Genomic DNA, 17989 nt, shown 5'->3' with positions numbered 1-17989 from the left:
CTTCTAAGCCGTAGGTCACAGGTTCGAATCCTGTAGGGCGTGCCATTTAAAATCAATAACTTACACTCATTTTAAATTCTCTACTTTTCTTAAGTGGGACGTATTTGGGACACAAGTGCCAAAAATACTGTCTATTTGCTTTGCATGTTCAGTTAAATGATTAGGCGCTAGGTGAGCATACCTTCTAACCATATCAACTGATTCCCATCCGCCCATTTCTTGTAATACTGAAAGCGGAACTCCGGACTGAATTAACCAGCTCGCCCATGTGTGGCGCAGATCATGAAAGCGGAAGTTTTCTATTCCTGCTCTTTTTAACGCTGCTCTCCATGCTGTGTTAGAATCAACTCGCATTTTTCTAACACTTGGCGTTAATGTTCCGTCTGGTCTCTTCTTTGATTCAGTATGAACAAATACCCACTTGTGATGGTTTCCTATTTGCTCCTTAAGAACCTGACAAGCGGTGTCATTTAAAGCTACTCCAATTGCTTGACCTGATTTGCTATCCTCTGGATTTATCCACGCAACTTTCCTTTGCATATCAATTTGACTCCACTCTAAATTGATAATATTGGATCGCCTTAATCCAGTGGCCAATGCAAATGTAACTACGGATTTCAGTGGTTCAGGGCATTCTTGAATCAGTCTTTTAGCCTCATGATGCTCTAACCACCGAACCCGCTTTTCTCTGATTGTTGGGACTTTGATAACGGGAGATTTTTCTAACCATTTCCAGTCACGTTCAGCAGATCTTAACAGAGATTTCATGATGGCGAGATGCTTTGCTTTGGTTGCGTTACTGACAGGGACATCAGTAAATGCGGGGATTTCCTTTCCATTTCTTTTAGCTGATTCCGCTTGTTTTTCCCATCTCTCCCTTGCTTTTCTGTTTACCATCTTATTGATAACGGAATATATTTTTGCTTCTGTAATATCCTTAAGTCGGTAACCTTCAAAGTGATCTAACCAAAAAGAAAGCCGACCTTTATCGTCATCCAGTGATTTTTTGTCTGCTTTCTCTTCTATCCACCTAACAATAGCCTCTTCAAAAGTAACATCAGGGAAGTCACCAAGACGTTCTATGCGCCATAGTTCGACCTTTCTTGTGTCGTGCAACTCCTGCGCGAGCTTCTTGTCCTCTGTGCCAAGAGATTCCTTGATTCTTTTACCGCTTGGCGTCGTGTAGTTTCCGTACCATATTTTACCTCTTCTGAATAAAGACATGATTTTCCCTCTCGTGTCTCACCAGCGTTCACTGGTATATTGTGAATTGATTTATTAGCCGCCGCAATACACGCAGCTATCGTAAATAGGTATGGCGAATTTTTCTTTGATGGATCCTTTCTCGTGTATGCAATCAATCCTAGTTTGCACCATCGAGAAAGCGTGTCTTCTGATATACCAATAAATTCCGCAGCTTCTTTTCTAGGTATAGTTATTCCTTCCATTCTTCTCTTCCTTTTGCAGATTTCTGATGTATTGGCACATAACATCTTTGGTGTTGTACTTTGTGTGATTTAGAGGTTTAAACTTCGGTGTGTATTTATCGAGGATCTGAGTGGTTAGTTTGTCGTTGGGTATTCCGTGGCTTCTGAGTTCGATTAAGCACTCCTTTGCTATTTGCCTTCGTGCGTTTTCTAATACATTAGCTGAGGCGATAATATCCATAATTACGCCTGTCCTGTTTCAATTAAATAAATAAGTACACATAGTGCTATTAACCCTGAAAATTCAGTAAATGTCATAATTCACCTATGCTATTTTCCATTCATTTAATATTTTATTGCCGATATTTAATAAATAATTTCTATTTACAGTATTGATTATTCTGCGAGGAGTTATATAAGGTCGCCATATTAAAAACATAGAACCTTTATTATTTCCGCTAACTGGCTTTTTTGTTTCTGCATTAATAAAAGATATTCTTCCTCCTGTAATTAATCTTACTTCATCAACTGTTTCTAATGCTGATTCATACCAACCCACAGAAGTATCAGAAGGAACTAACATAACAACAGGCTGTAATTGCTTTTTACATTGCTCGGCGGCTTTGTTTACCCATGGCTGAATATCTGAATAGGGCGGATTCACCCAAATAGCCCCGTAACTTTCCCAGTCTCAATTCAACGAGTCGTCTTTTTCAGTGAGGTAATTAGAACAGAGAGCGTTATTTTTATCGGCGGCGGCATCTAAATAGAAACCAAATTCAGCGTCCAATGCTGTAAATAAAGGTAGGGGAGTTTGCCATCTATCACGCAATTCCTTTGGTGTATGGCTACCTCCGTAGTCAGCCTTCATTCTCCGCATCCTTCATTAATAAATATGCTAAGCATATGGCACGAGTTAATTTTTTATCTTCTGCTACATTCCAACCAGAGCCACATTGCCAAATTTCATCTACATAGCTAATGGCAATTTTATTTGTCTCTACTAGGCTCATTGCCATAGCGTGACCAAAGAAATCAATCCATTCTGTTTCTTCCCATGTTTCTTCATTATCATGTTTAATACTGGCTTTTAGTTGTCGCTCAAATAACTTTAAATTTCCAGTTCGCTGCTTGATATCTTTATACTGAATACAGTCATCTTTGCAGTTAAGGATGAATACCTTTTTATTAACTTCGAAGTCAGATAGTTCGGTGTATTTATTCATTAATTAACTCCAACTCGTCAGGTTGATAATAATCGACAAATCCCTCGTCGTTTTCTATGCAAATAGATGTTGTGTCAATACCTATAATTACGCATGGTTCATCTTGCGCAATCCAATTTGAATCATCTATTAATGGAAATACTTTATCTCCAACTTTAAATTCACTTTCCACGAATTACCTCTCCACAAACAACTTCAACATTCCTCACCGACATTAAATATTCAGCACGTTTATTGCATTCCGATTGCGTATATAAATCCTCAGATATTGGCACTGCATGATTGTTCATAATTAACAGTAGGACGAATAGCTTCATGTTTATTTTCTCTATATGCACATTTAAATATGTGGGCGATAACATCCACAGTCCAAGCATTGCCATAGCATTTATACGATTGCGAGTTTGAAACTATATTTTCACACCAGCCATCGGGGAATGTTTGTAATCTGGCGCATTCGGTGGGAGTTAATTTGCGATATTGCAGAGTGTTATTATGTTCCCATGAACTAGATGTGAGTGTTGGCGACTTTTCTGTGTGAATACCTCCGTTATTTTTACCTCGAGGACGCTGATAGATTGCGACTTTAGGCTCCCTATGCCCGCCTTGGCATGTCGATAATGTTGGGGCCTTTCCAGCATCAGAATAAATTCGAAGTATCGATTCATTACCCTTAATGTCTGAGGCATTAGCAACATGAATTAACCCGTCTTTTGATTGCCTAATATTCTCTCTTGGTTCGCACGGCCTAAATACTATTTGTCGCCGGCGTTTATTAAAGTATTCATCCTCACTTGCACCGCAAGCGTAATTACTCATGATGCAATATGACTTTTCTCTATCAGTAATACTGTCATCATCAATAATGTCTTTTAGCAGAATTCCTTTATCATCAGGCTGGGTAACTTCAAAATTAGTCCAATAATAACGCTGTCTATTTTGTGCTGATAATAACGAGCTATTAATAAGAGTTTTATTTACATAACCAAGAGCACGTTCCGTATGCAGTGTTATATATTCCTCAAACTCCTTTTTCATTTTTACATTTTCGAGCATGAATTTAGCATCTGGATTATTTTCCAATACATGACTCATTATCTCTAATGCCGTCCAGAATAACTTTCCTCTTGGGTCTTTATCACCAAGTTGCTTTCCTGCTACAGAAAAACTTTGACATGGGAACCCCGCAGTAACTAACCCAACTTGTGACCAATCAATATCCCACTCTCGCCAATTATTCACATCACCTAATTGGATATTATCTGGATAATGAAACTCAGATACTTTATTAGCGAATTTATCTATTTCAGCAATGTAATACTTATCAAATTTAATTCCTGCGCGAGACAGCGCCAATCGCCCAGCGGATATTCCGTTGAACAAACTTAAATATATCATTTTTATTTCCTATGAATGTGCAGAACCCTGTATTAGCATGAGTAATACATATCCGATTATTTGCATGGTTATTTAATCTTATATGTGTGGGCTACTTTGAATTTATAATTTAAGTTATTAGCTCTTCTTTCTGCATCTGAATATGAAATAAATCCTTTTTCAATCATATTTCCATTTAATAAAATAACTGGTTTACCGTTAATTAGTTCGGCTCTGTATTTTTCATTCATTTTTTACTTTCACTCCGTTACTGATTAATATATCTCTGCACATATTAAGACCTGTATTTATACCATCTTCATATGAGTAAAATTTAGGTTGATGTTTATATGGCAATTCAACCTCCAAACTCTCGCGTGATGCTTGCCAGCTAATCCACATCAAATCTACATATTGGTCAGCGTAATTTAATCCGTTATTCGCTGTTTCGAATTTATTATTTATTTCTGCATCATCCATGTGAAATTTAACAAACTCTTCAAACTGCTGTCTTGATTTATCCATCACTCCACCTTTCTATATCCAGCTTGATAAAGAAAACGAGAAATATAGGCACTATCATTTTTTAAAGCATGAGCCTCGATTAAACGTGCCATATCTTTAATTTCCTTTTCGGCTATTTCCTTACGATACAAATCAACCTTTTCCTTTGTTTTATCTATGCACGTAAAACAAAGAATAATATTTTCACCGACAGTAATTAAATGTTCACCGCAATCATTGCCACAAGCAGTGCAAAGAGTGCGTATTTTAATTGCTGTGTATTTCTGATTGTCACTCATATTCACTCCTCTTCATTGCATTCCTGTGAGTTAAATTAAAACTGCTTTCCGCCTTCCTTTGCGCGGTTCTCTCGTTTATGATCTGCTCTATGTTTGTTGTATTCGAGCTTTTCAGTTATTGCGCCTTCAATGTCATAACCAAAGGCTCCGGCATAATCCAAAATACGAATAACAGCATCAGCAAGTTCAACCTCTGCCATTTTTCGATGCGGTAAGTGATCATCCATTAAATCTTTGCGTTCTCCCTCCATTGCCTCACTGATTTCTGAATGAATAAGGCAGAGTAGCGTTCCTTTTTCGCGTGGGTTATCCCACCATCCAGCAGATTTATTTTGTTGATGAATTTGTTGCTGTAATTGTTTAATGTTCATATCTATCTCCTGTTTGCATCCTTGCTCTGAGTAATGGTTATATCCTTTGGTTAAACGGGTAGGGTGGTTAGAATGGTATTTCTTGGTCATCCCAATCTTGAGGTGGCTCATTTTGTGGTGCTTGCGGTTGTTGTGCTGGTTGCTGTGGCTTCTGGCTTCCTGCCTGATTACCACCGTTACCGCCTAGCATCTGCATTGTTCCACCAATATTGACCACTACTTCCGTTGTGTATCGGTCTTGCCCGCCTTGGTCTTGCCATTTTCGGGTTTGCAGAGAACCTTCTATGTATACCTGACTTCCTTTTCTCAGATATTCACCTGCAATTTCGGCTAATTTTCCGAAAATTACCACGCGATGCCACTCGGTTTTCTCCTTCATCTCCCCAGTTTGTTTATCACGCCACGATTCCGATGTGGCCAATGTGAGATTTGCAACAGCGCCACCACTCGGCATGTACCGAATTTCAGGGTCCTGCCCCAAATGACCAATGAGAATACATTTATTCACGCCTTTACTTGCCATTATGCAGCTTCCTTAAGTTCTTTAATTCGAATGCCTGTTACACGTTCACATTCCTTTTGTGATTCAGTACCAGCCAATGCATTCCATGCTTTTTTGTACTCATCCATGATTTGTGACTGATTCGTAGCCGTGCCAAGGAAGTTAGTGTAATCAGCTAACACCTGCTCTGCCGTCCGTGGCGCTACGTTATGAATTTCCGCATCTGCATCAATTGCTGTTTCTTCTGTTGGAATACAGAACGCTTGAAATGCCGCGTATTTATATGCAATCGACATGGCTTTATTTGTGGCTTTATCTCCGCTATCCATAGCCTCACCATAAGTCACTACCGTGTGCTTACTGCCATCTTCCGTGGCAACAAAATCAAATTCAGCCTTAACCACAACGTAGAATAGCTGACCACCTCTTTGCGTTTGTCTTTCCGTGACTGAGCGTTCAATGATCCGTGGAAGAATAAGCAATCCATGCTTAACTAAAGCTGGTGCAAGAGCGTTATATACAGCGTCAATCCCTCTGAACATAAACCCTTGCTGTTTATTTTCACTTCCTTTCTTTATTCCTGTTTCAGCCATTTCCTTGGCTACATTGCTAATCGCTTTATATACAGCAGTCATGTTAATCTCCAAGATACTGACCTTGACGCCGATCGCTTCCGTAGTAATCGATTTCAATATTGCGACTAGATACAGAATTCCTTTCTGCATCGCGTAATGCCTGAATGTGAGGCGGTAGAGGAGGGTGATTTTTCGATGCGTCCAAGTTCATGTGTAGCAGTTCCATTGCTAATCGCTTTTCTCTCTCCTTCACGCTCGTATTTGGCAAATGACCCTCAATCATTGCAATAGCTTGAGCCAGAGCTTCCTCTCTGTTTTTTGCTAATGACGGTGATGTTAATTGAGGGTATTTATCGGTAGGGTAGGAATTAGAAACGTTCATTGAAAATCTCCCTGAAAGTCCTTCATTGGCAATGACAATCCTTGTCGTCCTAACACTTCCGTTTGATACATAAATTCATCGTGTTCGCGTTCCTGCGATTCTTTACGCTTCCCGCGTAATTCTTCTAACCATTGTTTTGAGTTGCTCATCACGCCTCCTTAATAAACAGCACCCAATGCGTTTTATCGTTCTTGCCTACACGCTGGACTATTGTTGGTTTTTGGTCAGTTAGCGCTAAAACTTGCTTGGTAGGTATTTGCGTTTCATTCCACTTGAATGCCAATGTTCCGTTTGGCTTGAGCACTCTAAATGCTTCACTAAATCCTTTTGATAAATCGTCTTTCCATGACTCTTTATTTAATCGACCGTACTTTTTAAACATCCATCCGCTGTGGCCAACTCTAATTAGATGGGGAGGGTCGAATATAACTTGATAAAATGAGTTATCAGTGAATGGGAGGTTTTTAAAATCAGCGATAATGTCTGGTGTGATATTTAGCTTCCTGCCATCACATAAAATATGTTTCTCTGTGCGGATATCACTGTAGATTGCTCGATTATCTTCCTTATCAAACCAGAACATGCGACTACCACAGCACATATCTAGAATCTGAGTCACGCAACCCTCCTTAGGTTAGAAACTCGCAATATCCTGCTAATAAAGGCTTCCTTGCCTATCGCATTGATAATCCTTTCAAGCGATTCATCGTCACAATCGAGCACATATTCCATTGCCTCAATTGAGTCTATTTCCGTTAATTTAGCCAACTCACTGAAACTTCCTGCCTCAATACTGAGTTTGCTACTTTCGTCAAATTCCATGACTGTTTTATCGTGTATTACCCTAGTTCCGTTCGAGCAGTTGTATGAAATTCGCATAATCACCTCAACTTACAAATGTCGGTATTACGCCAACGGTTGTCACAATGACCACGGCCAAACTGAATAACCATGGGCTTGTACGTTTATTCTTACGTGCTTGAGGCGTAGTGATACGCACCGCCATGCAATCACGCATAGTGATGTAATAGTTAGTTTTCATTGTTACCTCGCTAGGTGAGCGATAGGGTGGTTATCTGGTGTTGGTGCGGTGGGTTAGTAGTGAATTTTTACGTTTGATACTAGGTTTTTAGCGATAGCGATAATGCAATTCTTGGCGCACTCTTCTGGAATGCCAGCATCAATTAAATCTTGCATGGCTTTATTGTTAACTGTTTTCTGATGTTCCTTATCAGCCTGACGTTTAGCTTCTTCCTGACGCTTACGTTCTTCTTCTGCTAGTCGAGCTTGTTCAACTTCAAGAGCTTTCTTGCGCTCAGCTTCGATAGCTAATTGTTTCTCGCGTTCGGCTCGTTCCTGAGCTTCTTTAGCATCACGTTCTGCCTTTTCCTTAGCTTCTTTTGCCGCTTGCTCTGCACGTTGAATAGCTTCCTGCTTTTCACGCTCTGCACGTTCGGCAACTTCTTTTGCTTCGTGCTCACGCCGTGCTGCCGCTTCAATTTCTTGCCGTGCCTTTCGTTCAGCTTCTATTCTCGCCTGTTCCGCAGCTTGTCGTTTCATTTCTTCTTCACGAGCAATGCGCTGGCGTTCTTCTTCGGCTTTGCGTAAATCAAACAACTCGTTCATTTGCAGGGCTTCTTCGTGGTCAAGCTCGATTTGCTTCTTAAGTGCTTCGGCTTCTTCACGAGCTTTTTCTTGCTCTTCCCACTCTGTTAGTGGCTTTCGAATGTCATCACTCAGTGAGTCAAGTTCGTCTCGAAATAGCTTACGTGCGGCATCTACTTTCTTAGGTAATTCTTTCAGGTCATCAACAACCAGCTTGCCAGCCTTATCAATAGCTGTTTTTGTTTGAGTAACTTTGTATGCCAGAGATGCAAAAGCCTTTCGGTTTTTAGCTACTGAGAAATCACTGTCGAGTTCTTTACGCTCTTCTTCTGCAAGAGACTTAATGTGCCCCAGCATCTGATTTACTTTTTCTTGTGCTGTGAATAAATCTAATGCCGTAGCTTGTTCAATTACGACTAATTCATTTGCCATTTGCTATGTTCCTTATGTGCGTATTCCTCACTATTAATAGCGATATGAATGATTAAGTGGTGGGTTACTGCTGACCTAGGGCTTTTGCGATTACAGCGTCAACGATGTCTAAATCATCGTCATCATCTGGTTTATAGCTTGCAATTTTATTGCGAAGTCTGATTAACTGTTCCAATAACTCTGGTGCTGATGCGATTAGATGAGCATCTTCTTCTTTAATTTCAGTGAGAAAGGATGCTACAACGTTATGATTATCATCAATCAAAAGAGAGTTTTTAATTACTCCACCCCTTAAATGCCACGGCGCTGGACTATGCTTTAACTCCATATCACCCCCTAGCCTTTAACATTGCATCTGCCATGAGGTAGGATTCTTTAGCAACCCATACCACAGATTGTTCGGTTACATTATCAATCATGCAGTGGTTGGATAAGATTCCATTCATAGCAGCCATTGCGAACTCGTCGCGTAATGATGCCGAGGTAATAGACCCATCACTTTTGTAATGTGCGTCGTAGTTTTTATCTGTCATACTCCCTCCGTTATTAACTAAACACGATGCTAATCATCTTCTGGATAAAGCATTTCCTGTAACTCTTCAGGCGTTGGCTTTTTCCAGTTCGTTATCTTTCCTGTTTCGATATCGATATCTAACATTAGGTAATCACCGTAGTGGTCACCGGGGAAAAAGTTAGGAACATAGTAGTTATAGTCTTCTACTTTATTCCCGTTAGCATCAAGAATGTCACAATTGAAACTATCGGAAACTTTAATGCATGTTCTTAGCGTTTTAATATCAACTTTCGCTTTTGTATTTACTTCAATTTCCATCTCTATCTCCTATCTATTAATCAACTCACAACAGCCCACAGAATGGACTGTAATTAGTTAACTGTGCCTGCTTTTAACCACGTCAGGCGAGGTGGTTCTCGTGTACCCCTACAGCGAGAAATCGGCTATAATCCGCTTACCCCTACAGATAAGAGATATACAGCCTATGATCCATACAATTCACTACCTGTGCCCTGTAACACCTAACTCGGTAAGTCAATTACAAGAAAAGTGCTTAGTTGCAATAGCTAACGGAGCAACTCAATTAAATATTCATATTTCTAGTTCAGGTGGTGATATTACATCTGGGTTTACTGCGTATAACTTTATAAAATCATTACAAATTCCAGTAACAACTCATAACATTAGCAATGTGGATTCAATCGCTAATATTATTTTTTTAGCAGGTAGTAACAGGCTTGCTAATTCAAATGCAAGATTTCTGCTTCATCCGTTTCAGTGGGGAATTGGAGGGCAACAAACAGTTGACCATGAGCGAATGAGAGAGTGGGTTTCTAGTTTAGATCATGACCTAGATAGATTTATTAATATATTCAATACAGAGGCATCAGAAAGTAATTGGCGTGATATGATTAAATCATCAACTATATTAAATCCTGAAATAGCATTAAATTTAAATGTTATATCAGGAGTTTCCGATGCCGCCATTGCTAATGCAAATACCACTTGGTGGGTTACCTGTTGATTCATTCGACTTTTGATAGCTAAATTGGCCTGGTTGTGAGGTGCTTTCTTTCTCCAGCTCAATGAAAGCATCTTTTACAAACCTAGCAATATATTTAGTCTGATCATCACATAGGTCATATGCATGTTCACGCTCAAGCTTTAATATTTCAGCTAGTGTTTCTCTCGCCATTTGTTGCGACTCTGGTGATAAATCCTGAAAACTCATCTTATTTCTCCTATCTCGCCGTAACCCCGAACTCACTGTTCGGCTGTTTTGTTTTAACTCCTGAAAATACTGCTACATTAGGTAAGCAACAGTTATCTCCACTTGGATAATGCTTTGTTGGCTTGAGAGATAGAGCAGGGCGTTCTGGCTTCTCAACTACAAATATTGAATCCCAAATTTCTTCCACTGAGCGACTTCTCATAGCTATCTTTCGAGCCAAAAACTCACCTTGCTTTCTGCGTCTGCGAATTCTTGAGTTCTCTTTAAAAGTTATTGTTGCCATATTTGCCTCCTAAGTGATCTTTGGTGATTGGCATAGTCATGTGACTAATCATGATCCGCTATGCGAAAGTGGCTACGTCACGCCATCTTCTACACCAATCCCAAAAACCACTCAGTGGTTGCTCTGAAAATTTATTCTGAGCGTTCCTAATTGTAAAAGAGCGAACATCCTGTTTATCTATGGCTCCTCGCCTTCGATGTGATTAACTATACAAGCATTACTTTATTAAGACAAGTAAAACTTGTGTAAAAACTTGAGTTAATCTTTATTTAAACAATAAATGCTTGTTTTTGTTTGTGTTATTTTTTGTAAAAAATTTAAATTTTTTATTCTGTTGGCAGTTTTTTGTGATTTGTGGGCATAAAAAATCCCTCATTAAAGAGGGATCTGTGATGTGGTAGGTGAGAGGTAGCTAGTTTTTACTTGATGTTATTTCTGCGAAATCCAGTAGTGCTTTCTGGCAATCGTTGGTCATATCAATTAAGGTGCTGTTTTTCTTTTTTGCCTCATTGCTCATGAACTTATCTATAAACTCATCCCCATTTGGCACATTATTTTCTTGCTGAAATTTATATAAAGAAGAGTAAGCGTTGCACTCAGATGCTTTCATGATTGTAGTTATCAATTTGAAGTCATCTTCATTAGTGATATCAATCTTATTAGTAGCATGGGCAGATATTGAAGAAACAGTAATTAGCAATAAAATTATATTTTTCATTTAGTTACTACCTGATAATTAAATAAATTTCTATCCATGAAATTTGTATTTTATAGATTGGCTAACTAAAACTTTGGCATGAATGTAGAGGCTATTGATACTATCTTCTTCTAAATACCAAGTTTCATATCTTGCGTTATCCGATATGACAGCCAGTCTCTTATATTGCTTTTGAAGCCTTTTTATATATAGCTGATTATCTAATACAAAGACATAAATTCCATCACCATCAAAAAAGTTAGTGGTGATATCTACGAATATTTGATCTCTGGGCTCAAATGTTCCAGCCATAGAGTCACCTTTAACAGTGATCATCTTGATTGTGGATGCAGATCTCCCACCAAACAGTCTTTTTGCTTCATCTGCTGAATACTCAATAGCCGTTATTGTCTCAATAAAATCATCAAGAACCATCACACCTGGCCCTGCACTAGCTTGGATGTCCAGCATCTCCACCTTGTAGGTATTTTTATCTGAAACTTCAATATCTTGATTTATTTGAATACTACTGACTTTGTTTCTTTCATCAATATCAGTTATTCCGAATAACAACCAATTGGTATCAACTTCAAGTATTTCAGCAATTTTAATAACTCTGTTTTTTCTTGGCTCAGTACTGGTCTCCCACTGCTGTACTGATTGTGGTGACACTCCTACCAACTCAGCTAACTCAGCTTGGGTCATGTTTTTTGCAAGCCTAGCTTGCTTGATTCTTTCGCGCATAGTTTTCATTCGCTCAATATACAAGTTGTGCTTTTATTTTTCCAACAAGTAATACTTGCTTAAATAAAGCGTTTCTTGTATTCTTCTTGTTGTTAATCAGTTAAAGGAATATCTTTATGAATGCATTGGAAACAACAATTAAAAAAGCAGGTGGAATTCCAGCTTTAGCTAAGAAGCTAAAGATTAGCGATCAGGCCATTAGGCAATGGGAGCAAAAAGGTCGCATTCCTCCTGCAAGATACGCTCAAATCAACGAACTATTCGGAATACCATTTGAGCATTTAGTAAAAGATAAAAATTAGTTTCACCCGCTCTTTAACATCACTAACCCGCTCAGAGTAAATTCTCAGAGCAAACAATCCGCTCATATGGAATGAGCCACGGATCATTACTGCTGTTCTCTAACGAGAAGTAATCTAAGAAGGAATTTAACAAATGGAATTATCAAACGAACGCAAATTTCGAGAAATCGAATCAAAAATCATGAAAGGGATACTTGTTACTGGCGCTAGAGAAGTAGCGAAAAGGACGGGTATTCACGAATCACAAATATCTCGCTGGCAATCTCAACAATCTAAAACGCAATTAAGCTTCATACAACGTTGTGCAAGGCTTTTAGTTGCTATTGGGTATGAGACACCAGATGACACAGTGATATTGCAAGGTGATGAGGCTAGGGCGTTAATTCAGATGCTTGAACATGTCAAAGCACCAAAAAGAAAAGCCCCAGCGGTAACTGAGGCTTCTCAACAAATGGACTTAATTTAACAACAACCCAATGAGGTAATTATGAATCAAATAACTACTTTAGTAAACAGTGGTGAATTAACCATGAGTAGTCGTGAAATTGCAGACCTTACAGGCAAGAGACACGACAATGTGATGGCTGATATCCGTAAGATGTTGGTTGAAATTCAATCTCCTGAAAAGTTAGGAGATTACATAGACACTAAAAACAGAACACAGCAAATGCTTCTGCTCAACAAAGAAGAATGTTTGTGTCTGATTTCTGGTTACAGCATCAAGTTAAGAATGGCAATCATTAAACGCTGGCAAGAACTTGAATCTCAAAAATCCCTCATACCTCAAACGCTGCCAGAAGCTTTACGACTCGCTGCTGACTTGGCAGAGCAAAAACAAATCGCAGAACAGAAATTAGCAATTGCAGCGCCTAAAGCTGAATTTGTTGATCGCTATGTTCAAGCTACTGGATTGCTGGGTTTTAGAGAGACAAGCAAATTACTAAAAGTGAAAGAGAACTTCTTTAGGGAGTTTCTACTTTCAAAACGAATTATGTACAAACTGGCTGGTAAATTAACACCTTACTCAGAGCACCTTGACGCAGGGCGTTTTGATGTGAAAACAGGTGAGAATCAAATAAACGGTCACGCTTACACGCAAGTTAAATTTACACCTAAAGGTATTCAGTGGATAGCAGGTTTACTGGCTAGAGAGCAATTGGAGGCGGCATGACGAATACAGCGGAAGTATTCCAGTTCCCTGCGATACAGCAGGAGACAAAGAGAGTAGCAGATACTGATGATGGATATACGAGAATTGCCAATGAATTACTTGAATCACTTTCCTGCTGTAATTTAACTGTTAGGCAGCTAAGAGTGATGTTAGCGATTATCAGAAAAACCTATGGGTTTGGCAAAAAAGTAGACCGTATATCCGATTCTCAATTAGCTGACGTATCTGGACTATCAAGACAGAACGTTAACAAGGCAAAGAAAGAATTGATTTCAATGAATTACCTCATTCTTGAGGGTAATAAAATTGGGGTTAATAAAGAGGTTTCAGCATGGAAAAATCAATCTAGAGACTGTGTCTCTAACTTGAAGACTAAAAAAGTCTCTAACTTAGAGACAAATGATGTCTCTGGCTTGGAGACACACAAAAGAAATACTTTAAAGAAAAAAGAAATAACTAATATATCGTCCGAGAATTCTAACGAATCCTCTGACATACCACCTGAAAAAGTTTTAGCCGTTAAACCTGATGCGGTTGTTAGTTCACCCAAAGGTAACAGGTGGGGAAATGCTGATGACCTGAAAGCTGCTCAATGGATTTACTCGCAAGTCCTGATAGTTAGCCCATCGACTAAAGAACCTAACTGGTCAACATGGGCTAACGATGTTCGCCTGATGAGACAACTAGACGGACATACACACCAAGATATTTGCAAAATGTTTAAATGGGCTAATCGTGACTCGTTCTGGTGTAGCAACGTGTTATCTCCCGCAAAACTACGTGAGAAATGGGACACATTGACCATACAGAGCCAACAACCCAATCGAGGTAAGCGACAGGTTGATCCTGAACCAGCACAGAACTGGAATACTCGTGAAGCATGGGAGAATGATTTTATATGAAGACTAATCTGGCTACTGCAATCGCTAATCGTGATGCAGGTGCATTGGCTAGAATGGCTCAGAGTAGCACCCCGCAAAAAGTTGTAAATAATCATGCTGAGCAACTAGTCGATGTATTATTCCGAAATCTGAAACAAATATTTCCAGCCTCAGTAAACACCATTTTCAAAAACGAGTCAGAGGAACTTACTGCAAAACGACAATGGATCGCCGCCTTTGCAGAAAATGGAATTACTACCAGAGAGCAACTTCAAAACGGTATGCGACACGCCAGAGCAAGTGATAACCCTTTCTGGCCTGCTGTTGGTCAATTTATCAAGTGGTGCAAGGAAGAGGATTATGTGGCTCTTGGTTTGCCTGACGAGGATCAGCTTTACGAAATCTATCGGGAATACTGCAAAATGCGTGGCTGGCGTGAAATGAAATGGCCTTCGAATGCTTGTTACTGGATGGTTACTAAAATTTACTCTGAGATGCGAAGTAAAAGCCTAACGGATAGTGAGGTTAAAAAGCTTTGTGCCAAGGAATTAATGGTCATGACGGCAAGAATTAAATCAGGCGAAAACATTCCAGCACCAGTACTTCAAGTTGAACACAAAGTCACACCAACAAGCCGTAATAAATCACTATCAATAATCGCAAGTTTGAAGCAAAAGCACGGCTTCAGATAACACGCAAGAGGATTTTTAGATGAACTTACTAACACATACCGTCACCAAGGTTTTAGGTGATCCGGTTCGTCACACTTACAAATCGGATGATGGAACAGAAAATGAATATTACCTAACTCCAGTTGAGTGTGATTGTTGGGGCGATGTTTCCAATACAAAAGTGATGACAAATACTCTTGAGAAAGCCAAGGCGATTAAGGTTGGCTATGAGTGGGAGTCGTGAGGATTTTTAGATGAAATGGCATCAGAAAATGCTTGTCATGATATTTAGTAGCAACATCCTGACGTTTCTATTTCAACTCATTGCTTGGTGTTCGGTATCGCTTTTAATCGCGATAGATAAATTAGGTGAGTTTAATCTTCATGTTTATCTAAGAGCATTACCAATAGTGATTATTCAGGCGTTAGTGATGACATGTCTAATCAGGTGGGTGTTTAAATTTTGTATGAAAAATATTGATATCAAAGGAGACATCTAATGCAGGGAACTAATTGGGTTAAGGTGAGTGAGCGAAGGCCAGACATGGATACACCAGTATTTGCTGGATGGTTTAGGGAAAGTGGCGAATTTGTATGGGGTAGATTCGTCAGATGTGAAGAATACGGTGATGAAGGCTGGATTTGGCTATGGTCTATTTGCACAGGGGATTATTTAAGTGATGAAGGTGATTGGCTGTTAGACGATGATTACTCAATGATAACGCACTGGATGCCTTTGCCACTCCCACCAATGCCAGAGGGTGAATGATGGAATCACCACTTGCACGAATGATTAAGCAACAGGTATTCGACACTAACGTTGCACGTTTAGTTAAGCTCAATGATGAACAATGGGATTTCATACTGAATGACCAAGATAAACGCGCATGGTCTGGAGGTCACTACTACGGACACGATTATCATGAGTGGGATATTCTTATAGCTCACGATATTAAATACGTTCAAACAGGATTGAGAGATGCGTTGATATAGGAGGCTAGCTTGGAAGCAGATTTCCTCTTCCACGAATCAACCAAAAATACCGCATGGCAACACCTCAAAGAAGTTCTAGCAACAAAACAACCACACCGGATCATTATCAAGCCTTGGAAGTCCACACGATCACTATCTCAGAATGCCACCTTTCATATGTGGTGCGGAGAGATAAGTAAATACCTATGTAAGAACAACGCCAATTACACACCAGAAACCGTTAAGGAGATGCTTAAGCATACATTCTTAGGTTATGAGGTGGTCGATATGGTTGACGTTACTACACAGCTTACAGAGCGAGTAAGGACACTTCGGAAAACATCAAAACTTGATAAAGGTGAAATGTTCCACTTCATGGAGCAGGTTGAACGCTGGGCGGTAGGTATAGGTTGTTTCGTGACGATACCTGATAACTCTGAATACATGAAATTGAAAAGGAAACAAAATGAGTAAATACGACAGACCATGTAAAGGCATAACAATCGATGTGTATGACGTTTTAAAAGCCTTTGAAGTAACTAACCCAGCATTGCAGCATTTAATTAAAAAAGCTCTCTGCGCTGGATTGAGAGGACATAAAGACAAAGAGCAAGATTTATGTGAAGTGCTGGCATCCGCAAAACGGGCTATTGAGTTGGAGGCTGAGAAATGACCGAAGAGCAATACAGGACTTATGCGCGAGTGATAGTGGTTGGTCGTGAATTTATCTCATTTAATCACAACACTATTTCATCTGTTACGGGTTTAACACCCGCAAGAGTAGGAACGATTCTGAGAAAGTTACTTGCATTCCAGTGTGTAGAGCATGTTGAAACAAAGAGCCGTAAACGCACTCGCCCAATCAATAACTACGCGGTAACAGACGATGCGATTACTCGCTTAAGAAATCAGTTTGAAAAAGAACGACTGGCTAATCTTCCACTTTTCCCAAAAGCGAAGAAAGTTGAAGCAAAGAAACCTAGAAAAGTACTGGATGATTTTATGTGTGGGTTGTCATTTGTCGATAAAGCCAACGTCTCAGGCATGGGTAATCCGATGTTGATGAAAATAGACTCGTTACTCAAAGGAGTTCGCAATGAACTGCGTGTCATGCAATAGACAGCTAACAGATGAAGAAATTTACGTGTGTGCTCAGTGTGCTGATGAATACGCTCATTTGGAAGTGATGGATAAAATAAAAGGAGAGGGAGATGCAGAAGCTAAGGCGACGGCGCTGTAAAATATGCCGAGAATGGTTTCACCCTAAATACAGTAATATTTGGTGGTGTTGTCCAGAGCATGGAGCAGAACTAGCGATAAAGCGAAGAAACAAGGAGAAAGAAAAAGCATTAGCGAAACGTAAAAAGGAGCAAAGAGAAAAGGAAGTTAAAGCAAAAGACAAACTCAAAGCCCGCAAGTTAGCAGTAAAACCCCTCTCATATTTCACCAAACAAGCACAGACCGCATTCAACGCATTTATCAGAGAAAGAGACAAGGATGAGCCTTGCATCTCATGTGGGCGTTTTCACGAAGGTCAGTATCACGCAGGACACTATCGAACAACCGGTGCTAATCCAGAACTTAGGTTCGATGAAGATAACTGCCATAAGCAATGCGCCCCATGCAATAACCATCTATCGGGAAATATCGAAAATTACACACCTCGACTAATAGAGAAAATTGGTCAAGAACGTTTCGATCGCCTGATGGGTTCTCATAAATTGCCGAAGTGGAAGCGCGAGGATTATGAGCGGATACGTGATCACTACCGAGCCAAGTTAAAGGAGCTGAAAGATGTTCACTGACTTAATCGCAGCTATTGA

Annotated in this window: 38 protein-coding genes and 1 pseudogene; 15 read left to right on the top strand and 24 right to left on the bottom strand. The window is 39.6% G+C overall.

The features are described 5' to 3' along the window. Positions 1-66 precede the first annotated feature (66 nt). From GWI59_RS00555 to GWI59_RS00475, 20 genes and pseudogenes are all read right to left on the bottom strand, one after another. A complete protein-coding gene (locus tag GWI59_RS00555; RefSeq protein WP_161723755.1) occupies positions 67-1224 on the bottom strand; it encodes a tyrosine-type recombinase/integrase in 1158 nt (385 codons plus the stop codon). Between the two features lie 528 nt (positions 1225-1752). After that, positions 1753-2298, bottom strand: a pseudogene (locus tag GWI59_RS00550) (phage N-6-adenine-methyltransferase). Then, positions 2288-2653, bottom strand: coding sequence for a hypothetical protein (locus GWI59_RS00545; RefSeq protein ID WP_161723753.1), 366 nt, complete (start codon positions 2651-2653; stop codon positions 2288-2290). Before GWI59_RS00545 ends, GWI59_RS00550 begins: the two are co-directional and overlap by 11 nt. Next, positions 2646-2825, bottom strand: coding sequence for a hypothetical protein (locus GWI59_RS00540; RefSeq protein WP_161723751.1), 180 nt, complete (start codon positions 2823-2825; stop codon positions 2646-2648). Before GWI59_RS00540 ends, GWI59_RS00545 begins: the two co-directional genes overlap by 8 nt. An 89-nt stretch (positions 2826-2914) precedes the next feature. Next, complete coding sequence (dcm, locus tag GWI59_RS00535; protein WP_161723749.1) at positions 2915-4036, bottom strand: DNA (cytosine-5-)-methyltransferase; 1122 nt, start codon at positions 4034-4036, stop codon at positions 2915-2917. Between the two features lie 83 nt (positions 4037-4119). Then, the gene (locus tag GWI59_RS00530; RefSeq protein ID WP_161723747.1) at positions 4120-4281 is read right to left on the bottom strand and encodes a hypothetical protein; all 162 of its coding nucleotides are present in this window, start codon (positions 4279-4281) and stop codon (positions 4120-4122) included. After that, the gene (locus GWI59_RS00525; protein ID WP_161723745.1) at positions 4274-4555 is read right to left on the bottom strand and encodes a hypothetical protein; all 282 of its coding nucleotides are present in this window, start codon (positions 4553-4555) and stop codon (positions 4274-4276) included. The genes GWI59_RS00530 and GWI59_RS00525 overlap by 8 nt, the downstream gene beginning before the upstream one ends. After that, positions 4555-4833, bottom strand: a complete 279-nt coding sequence (locus GWI59_RS00520; protein ID WP_161723743.1) for a hypothetical protein — start codon at positions 4831-4833, stop codon at positions 4555-4557. Before GWI59_RS00520 ends, GWI59_RS00525 begins: the two co-directional genes overlap by 1 nt. 35 nt (positions 4834-4868) lie before the next feature. After that, on the bottom strand, positions 4869-5204 hold the full coding sequence (locus GWI59_RS00515; protein ID WP_161723741.1) for a hypothetical protein: 336 nt from the start codon (positions 5202-5204) through the stop codon (positions 4869-4871). A gap of 67 nt (positions 5205-5271) precedes the next feature. Continuing rightward, complete coding sequence (gene ssb / locus GWI59_RS00510; protein ID WP_161723739.1) at positions 5272-5727, bottom strand: single-stranded DNA-binding protein; 456 nt, start codon at positions 5725-5727, stop codon at positions 5272-5274. Further along, positions 5727-6341 carry an ERF family protein gene (locus tag GWI59_RS00505; protein WP_109395769.1) on the bottom strand — a complete coding sequence of 205 codons (615 nt, stop codon included), beginning with the start codon at positions 6339-6341 and terminating at the stop codon, positions 5727-5729. The genes ssb and GWI59_RS00505 overlap by 1 nt, the downstream gene beginning before the upstream one ends. Before the next feature lies 1 nt (position 6342). Further along, positions 6343-6663, bottom strand: a complete 321-nt coding sequence (locus GWI59_RS00500) for a hypothetical protein (RefSeq protein ID WP_159242386.1) — start codon at positions 6661-6663, stop codon at positions 6343-6345. Beyond that, the gene (locus tag GWI59_RS17355) at positions 6660-6812 is read right to left on the bottom strand and encodes a hypothetical protein (protein ID WP_202608804.1); all 153 of its coding nucleotides are present in this window, start codon (positions 6810-6812) and stop codon (positions 6660-6662) included. Before GWI59_RS17355 ends, GWI59_RS00500 begins: the two co-directional genes overlap by 4 nt. Continuing rightward, a complete protein-coding gene (locus GWI59_RS00495) occupies positions 6812-7246 on the bottom strand; it encodes a class I SAM-dependent methyltransferase (RefSeq protein WP_237612090.1) in 435 nt (144 codons plus the stop codon). The genes GWI59_RS17355 and GWI59_RS00495 overlap by 1 nt, the downstream gene beginning before the upstream one ends. Before the next feature lie 32 nt (positions 7247-7278). Beyond that, on the bottom strand, positions 7279-7485 hold the full coding sequence (locus GWI59_RS00490) for a hypothetical protein (protein ID WP_237612089.1): 207 nt from the start codon (positions 7483-7485) through the stop codon (positions 7279-7281). Positions 7486-7549: 64 nt separating this feature from the next. After that, positions 7550-7705 (bottom strand): hypothetical protein, encoded by a 156-nt coding sequence (locus GWI59_RS17350; protein ID WP_194294815.1) that lies wholly within the window; start codon positions 7703-7705, stop codon positions 7550-7552. 53 nt (positions 7706-7758) lie between these two features. Continuing rightward, positions 7759-8700 (bottom strand): cell envelope biogenesis protein TolA, encoded by a 942-nt coding sequence (locus tag GWI59_RS00485; RefSeq protein WP_161723735.1) that lies wholly within the window; start codon positions 8698-8700, stop codon positions 7759-7761. 64 nt (positions 8701-8764) lie between these two features. Further along, the gene (locus GWI59_RS17345) at positions 8765-9028 is read right to left on the bottom strand and encodes a hypothetical protein (RefSeq protein WP_202608803.1); all 264 of its coding nucleotides are present in this window, start codon (positions 9026-9028) and stop codon (positions 8765-8767) included. A gap of 1 nt (position 9029) precedes the next feature. Beyond that, positions 9030-9233, bottom strand: coding sequence for a hypothetical protein (locus tag GWI59_RS00480; protein ID WP_161723733.1), 204 nt, complete (start codon positions 9231-9233; stop codon positions 9030-9032). A 29-nt stretch (positions 9234-9262) separates the two neighbouring features. Next, positions 9263-9532: a hypothetical protein gene (locus tag GWI59_RS00475; RefSeq protein ID WP_072063076.1), complete on the bottom strand. Its 270-nt coding sequence runs from the start codon at positions 9530-9532 to the stop codon at positions 9263-9265. 166 nt (positions 9533-9698) lie between these two features. On the opposite strand from GWI59_RS00475, the gene GWI59_RS00470 reads away from it, so the two are divergent. Beyond that, positions 9699-10238 carry an ATP-dependent Clp protease proteolytic subunit gene (locus GWI59_RS00470; RefSeq protein WP_161723731.1) on the top strand — a complete coding sequence of 180 codons (540 nt, stop codon included), beginning with the start codon at positions 9699-9701 and terminating at the stop codon, positions 10236-10238. Here GWI59_RS00470 and GWI59_RS00465 read toward each other — a convergent pair. The 4 genes from GWI59_RS00465 to GWI59_RS00450 all read right to left on the bottom strand — a co-directional run bounded on the left by GWI59_RS00465 (position 10179) and on the right by GWI59_RS00450 (position 12178). Next, positions 10179-10445 (bottom strand): hypothetical protein, encoded by a 267-nt coding sequence (locus tag GWI59_RS00465; protein WP_161723729.1) that lies wholly within the window; start codon positions 10443-10445, stop codon positions 10179-10181. The two genes, GWI59_RS00470 and GWI59_RS00465, sit on opposite strands and share 60 nt — an antisense overlap. A 10-nt stretch (positions 10446-10455) precedes the next feature. Then, on the bottom strand, positions 10456-10728 hold the full coding sequence (locus GWI59_RS00460; RefSeq protein WP_161723727.1) for a hypothetical protein: 273 nt from the start codon (positions 10726-10728) through the stop codon (positions 10456-10458). A gap of 412 nt (positions 10729-11140) precedes the next feature. Then, positions 11141-11446 carry a hypothetical protein gene (locus GWI59_RS00455; protein ID WP_012367614.1) on the bottom strand — a complete coding sequence of 102 codons (306 nt, stop codon included), beginning with the start codon at positions 11444-11446 and terminating at the stop codon, positions 11141-11143. Between the two features lie 30 nt (positions 11447-11476). Continuing rightward, positions 11477-12178, bottom strand: coding sequence for an XRE family transcriptional regulator (locus tag GWI59_RS00450; protein ID WP_012367615.1), 702 nt, complete (start codon positions 12176-12178; stop codon positions 11477-11479). Positions 12179-12285: 107 nt separating this feature from the next. Between GWI59_RS00450 and GWI59_RS00445 the strand changes: the two genes are divergently transcribed. The 14 genes from GWI59_RS00445 (at position 12286) to GWI59_RS00380 (ending at position 17971) form a co-directional block, all read left to right on the top strand. Next, the gene (locus GWI59_RS00445) at positions 12286-12471 is read left to right on the top strand and encodes a Cro/CI family transcriptional regulator (protein ID WP_012367616.1); all 186 of its coding nucleotides are present in this window, start codon (positions 12286-12288) and stop codon (positions 12469-12471) included. A gap of 133 nt (positions 12472-12604) precedes the next feature. Next, positions 12605-12937 (top strand): CII family transcriptional regulator, encoded by a 333-nt coding sequence (locus GWI59_RS00440; protein WP_063073726.1) that lies wholly within the window; start codon positions 12605-12607, stop codon positions 12935-12937. Between the two features lie 21 nt (positions 12938-12958). Then, entirely contained in the window at positions 12959-13642 is a 684-nt protein-coding gene (locus tag GWI59_RS00435) for a phage antirepressor KilAC domain-containing protein (RefSeq protein WP_096043075.1), read from the top strand. Further along, positions 13639-14544: a replication protein gene (locus tag GWI59_RS17475; protein WP_237612088.1), complete on the top strand. Its 906-nt coding sequence runs from the start codon at positions 13639-13641 to the stop codon at positions 14542-14544. Before GWI59_RS00435 ends, GWI59_RS17475 begins: the two co-directional genes overlap by 4 nt. Further along, positions 14541-15215, top strand: coding sequence for a replication protein P (locus GWI59_RS00425; protein WP_161723725.1), 675 nt, complete (start codon positions 14541-14543; stop codon positions 15213-15215). The genes GWI59_RS17475 and GWI59_RS00425 overlap by 4 nt, the downstream gene beginning before the upstream one ends. Before the next feature lie 19 nt (positions 15216-15234). After that, a complete protein-coding gene (locus GWI59_RS00420) occupies positions 15235-15438 on the top strand; it encodes a hypothetical protein (RefSeq protein ID WP_161723723.1) in 204 nt (67 codons plus the stop codon). A gap of 10 nt (positions 15439-15448) precedes the next feature. Further along, complete coding sequence (locus tag GWI59_RS00415) at positions 15449-15694, top strand: hypothetical protein (RefSeq protein WP_161723721.1); 246 nt, start codon at positions 15449-15451, stop codon at positions 15692-15694. Then, positions 15694-15963, top strand: coding sequence for a DUF551 domain-containing protein (locus tag GWI59_RS00410; RefSeq protein WP_161723719.1), 270 nt, complete (start codon positions 15694-15696; stop codon positions 15961-15963). Before GWI59_RS00415 ends, GWI59_RS00410 begins: the two co-directional genes overlap by 1 nt. Next, the gene (locus GWI59_RS00405) at positions 15960-16187 is read left to right on the top strand and encodes a hypothetical protein (RefSeq protein WP_161723717.1); all 228 of its coding nucleotides are present in this window, start codon (positions 15960-15962) and stop codon (positions 16185-16187) included. Before GWI59_RS00410 ends, GWI59_RS00405 begins: the two co-directional genes overlap by 4 nt. 9 nt (positions 16188-16196) lie before the next feature. Beyond that, positions 16197-16640 (top strand): YbcN family protein, encoded by a 444-nt coding sequence (locus tag GWI59_RS00400; protein ID WP_161723714.1) that lies wholly within the window; start codon positions 16197-16199, stop codon positions 16638-16640. Next, positions 16633-16839: a hypothetical protein gene (locus GWI59_RS00395; protein ID WP_161723712.1), complete on the top strand. Its 207-nt coding sequence runs from the start codon at positions 16633-16635 to the stop codon at positions 16837-16839. The genes GWI59_RS00400 and GWI59_RS00395 overlap by 8 nt, the downstream gene beginning before the upstream one ends. After that, a complete protein-coding gene (locus tag GWI59_RS00390; protein WP_161723710.1) occupies positions 16836-17285 on the top strand; it encodes a hypothetical protein in 450 nt (149 codons plus the stop codon). The genes GWI59_RS00395 and GWI59_RS00390 overlap by 4 nt, the downstream gene beginning before the upstream one ends. Beyond that, complete coding sequence (locus GWI59_RS00385) at positions 17263-17406, top strand: protein NinF (RefSeq protein ID WP_161723708.1); 144 nt, start codon at positions 17263-17265, stop codon at positions 17404-17406. Before GWI59_RS00390 ends, GWI59_RS00385 begins: the two co-directional genes overlap by 23 nt. Beyond that, on the top strand, positions 17378-17971 hold the full coding sequence (locus GWI59_RS00380) for a recombination protein NinG (protein WP_161723706.1): 594 nt from the start codon (positions 17378-17380) through the stop codon (positions 17969-17971). The genes GWI59_RS00385 and GWI59_RS00380 overlap by 29 nt, the downstream gene beginning before the upstream one ends. Positions 17972-17989: the final 18 nt, after the last annotated feature.

Origin of the sequence: Proteus sp. G2673, from assembly GCF_009915125.1 — a bacterium.
Classification (GTDB): Bacteria; Pseudomonadota; Gammaproteobacteria; order Enterobacterales; family Enterobacteriaceae; genus Proteus; species Proteus penneri.
Note: the sequence above shows the minus strand (reverse complement) of the source record. Positions and strands in the feature narration are given on the sequence as shown.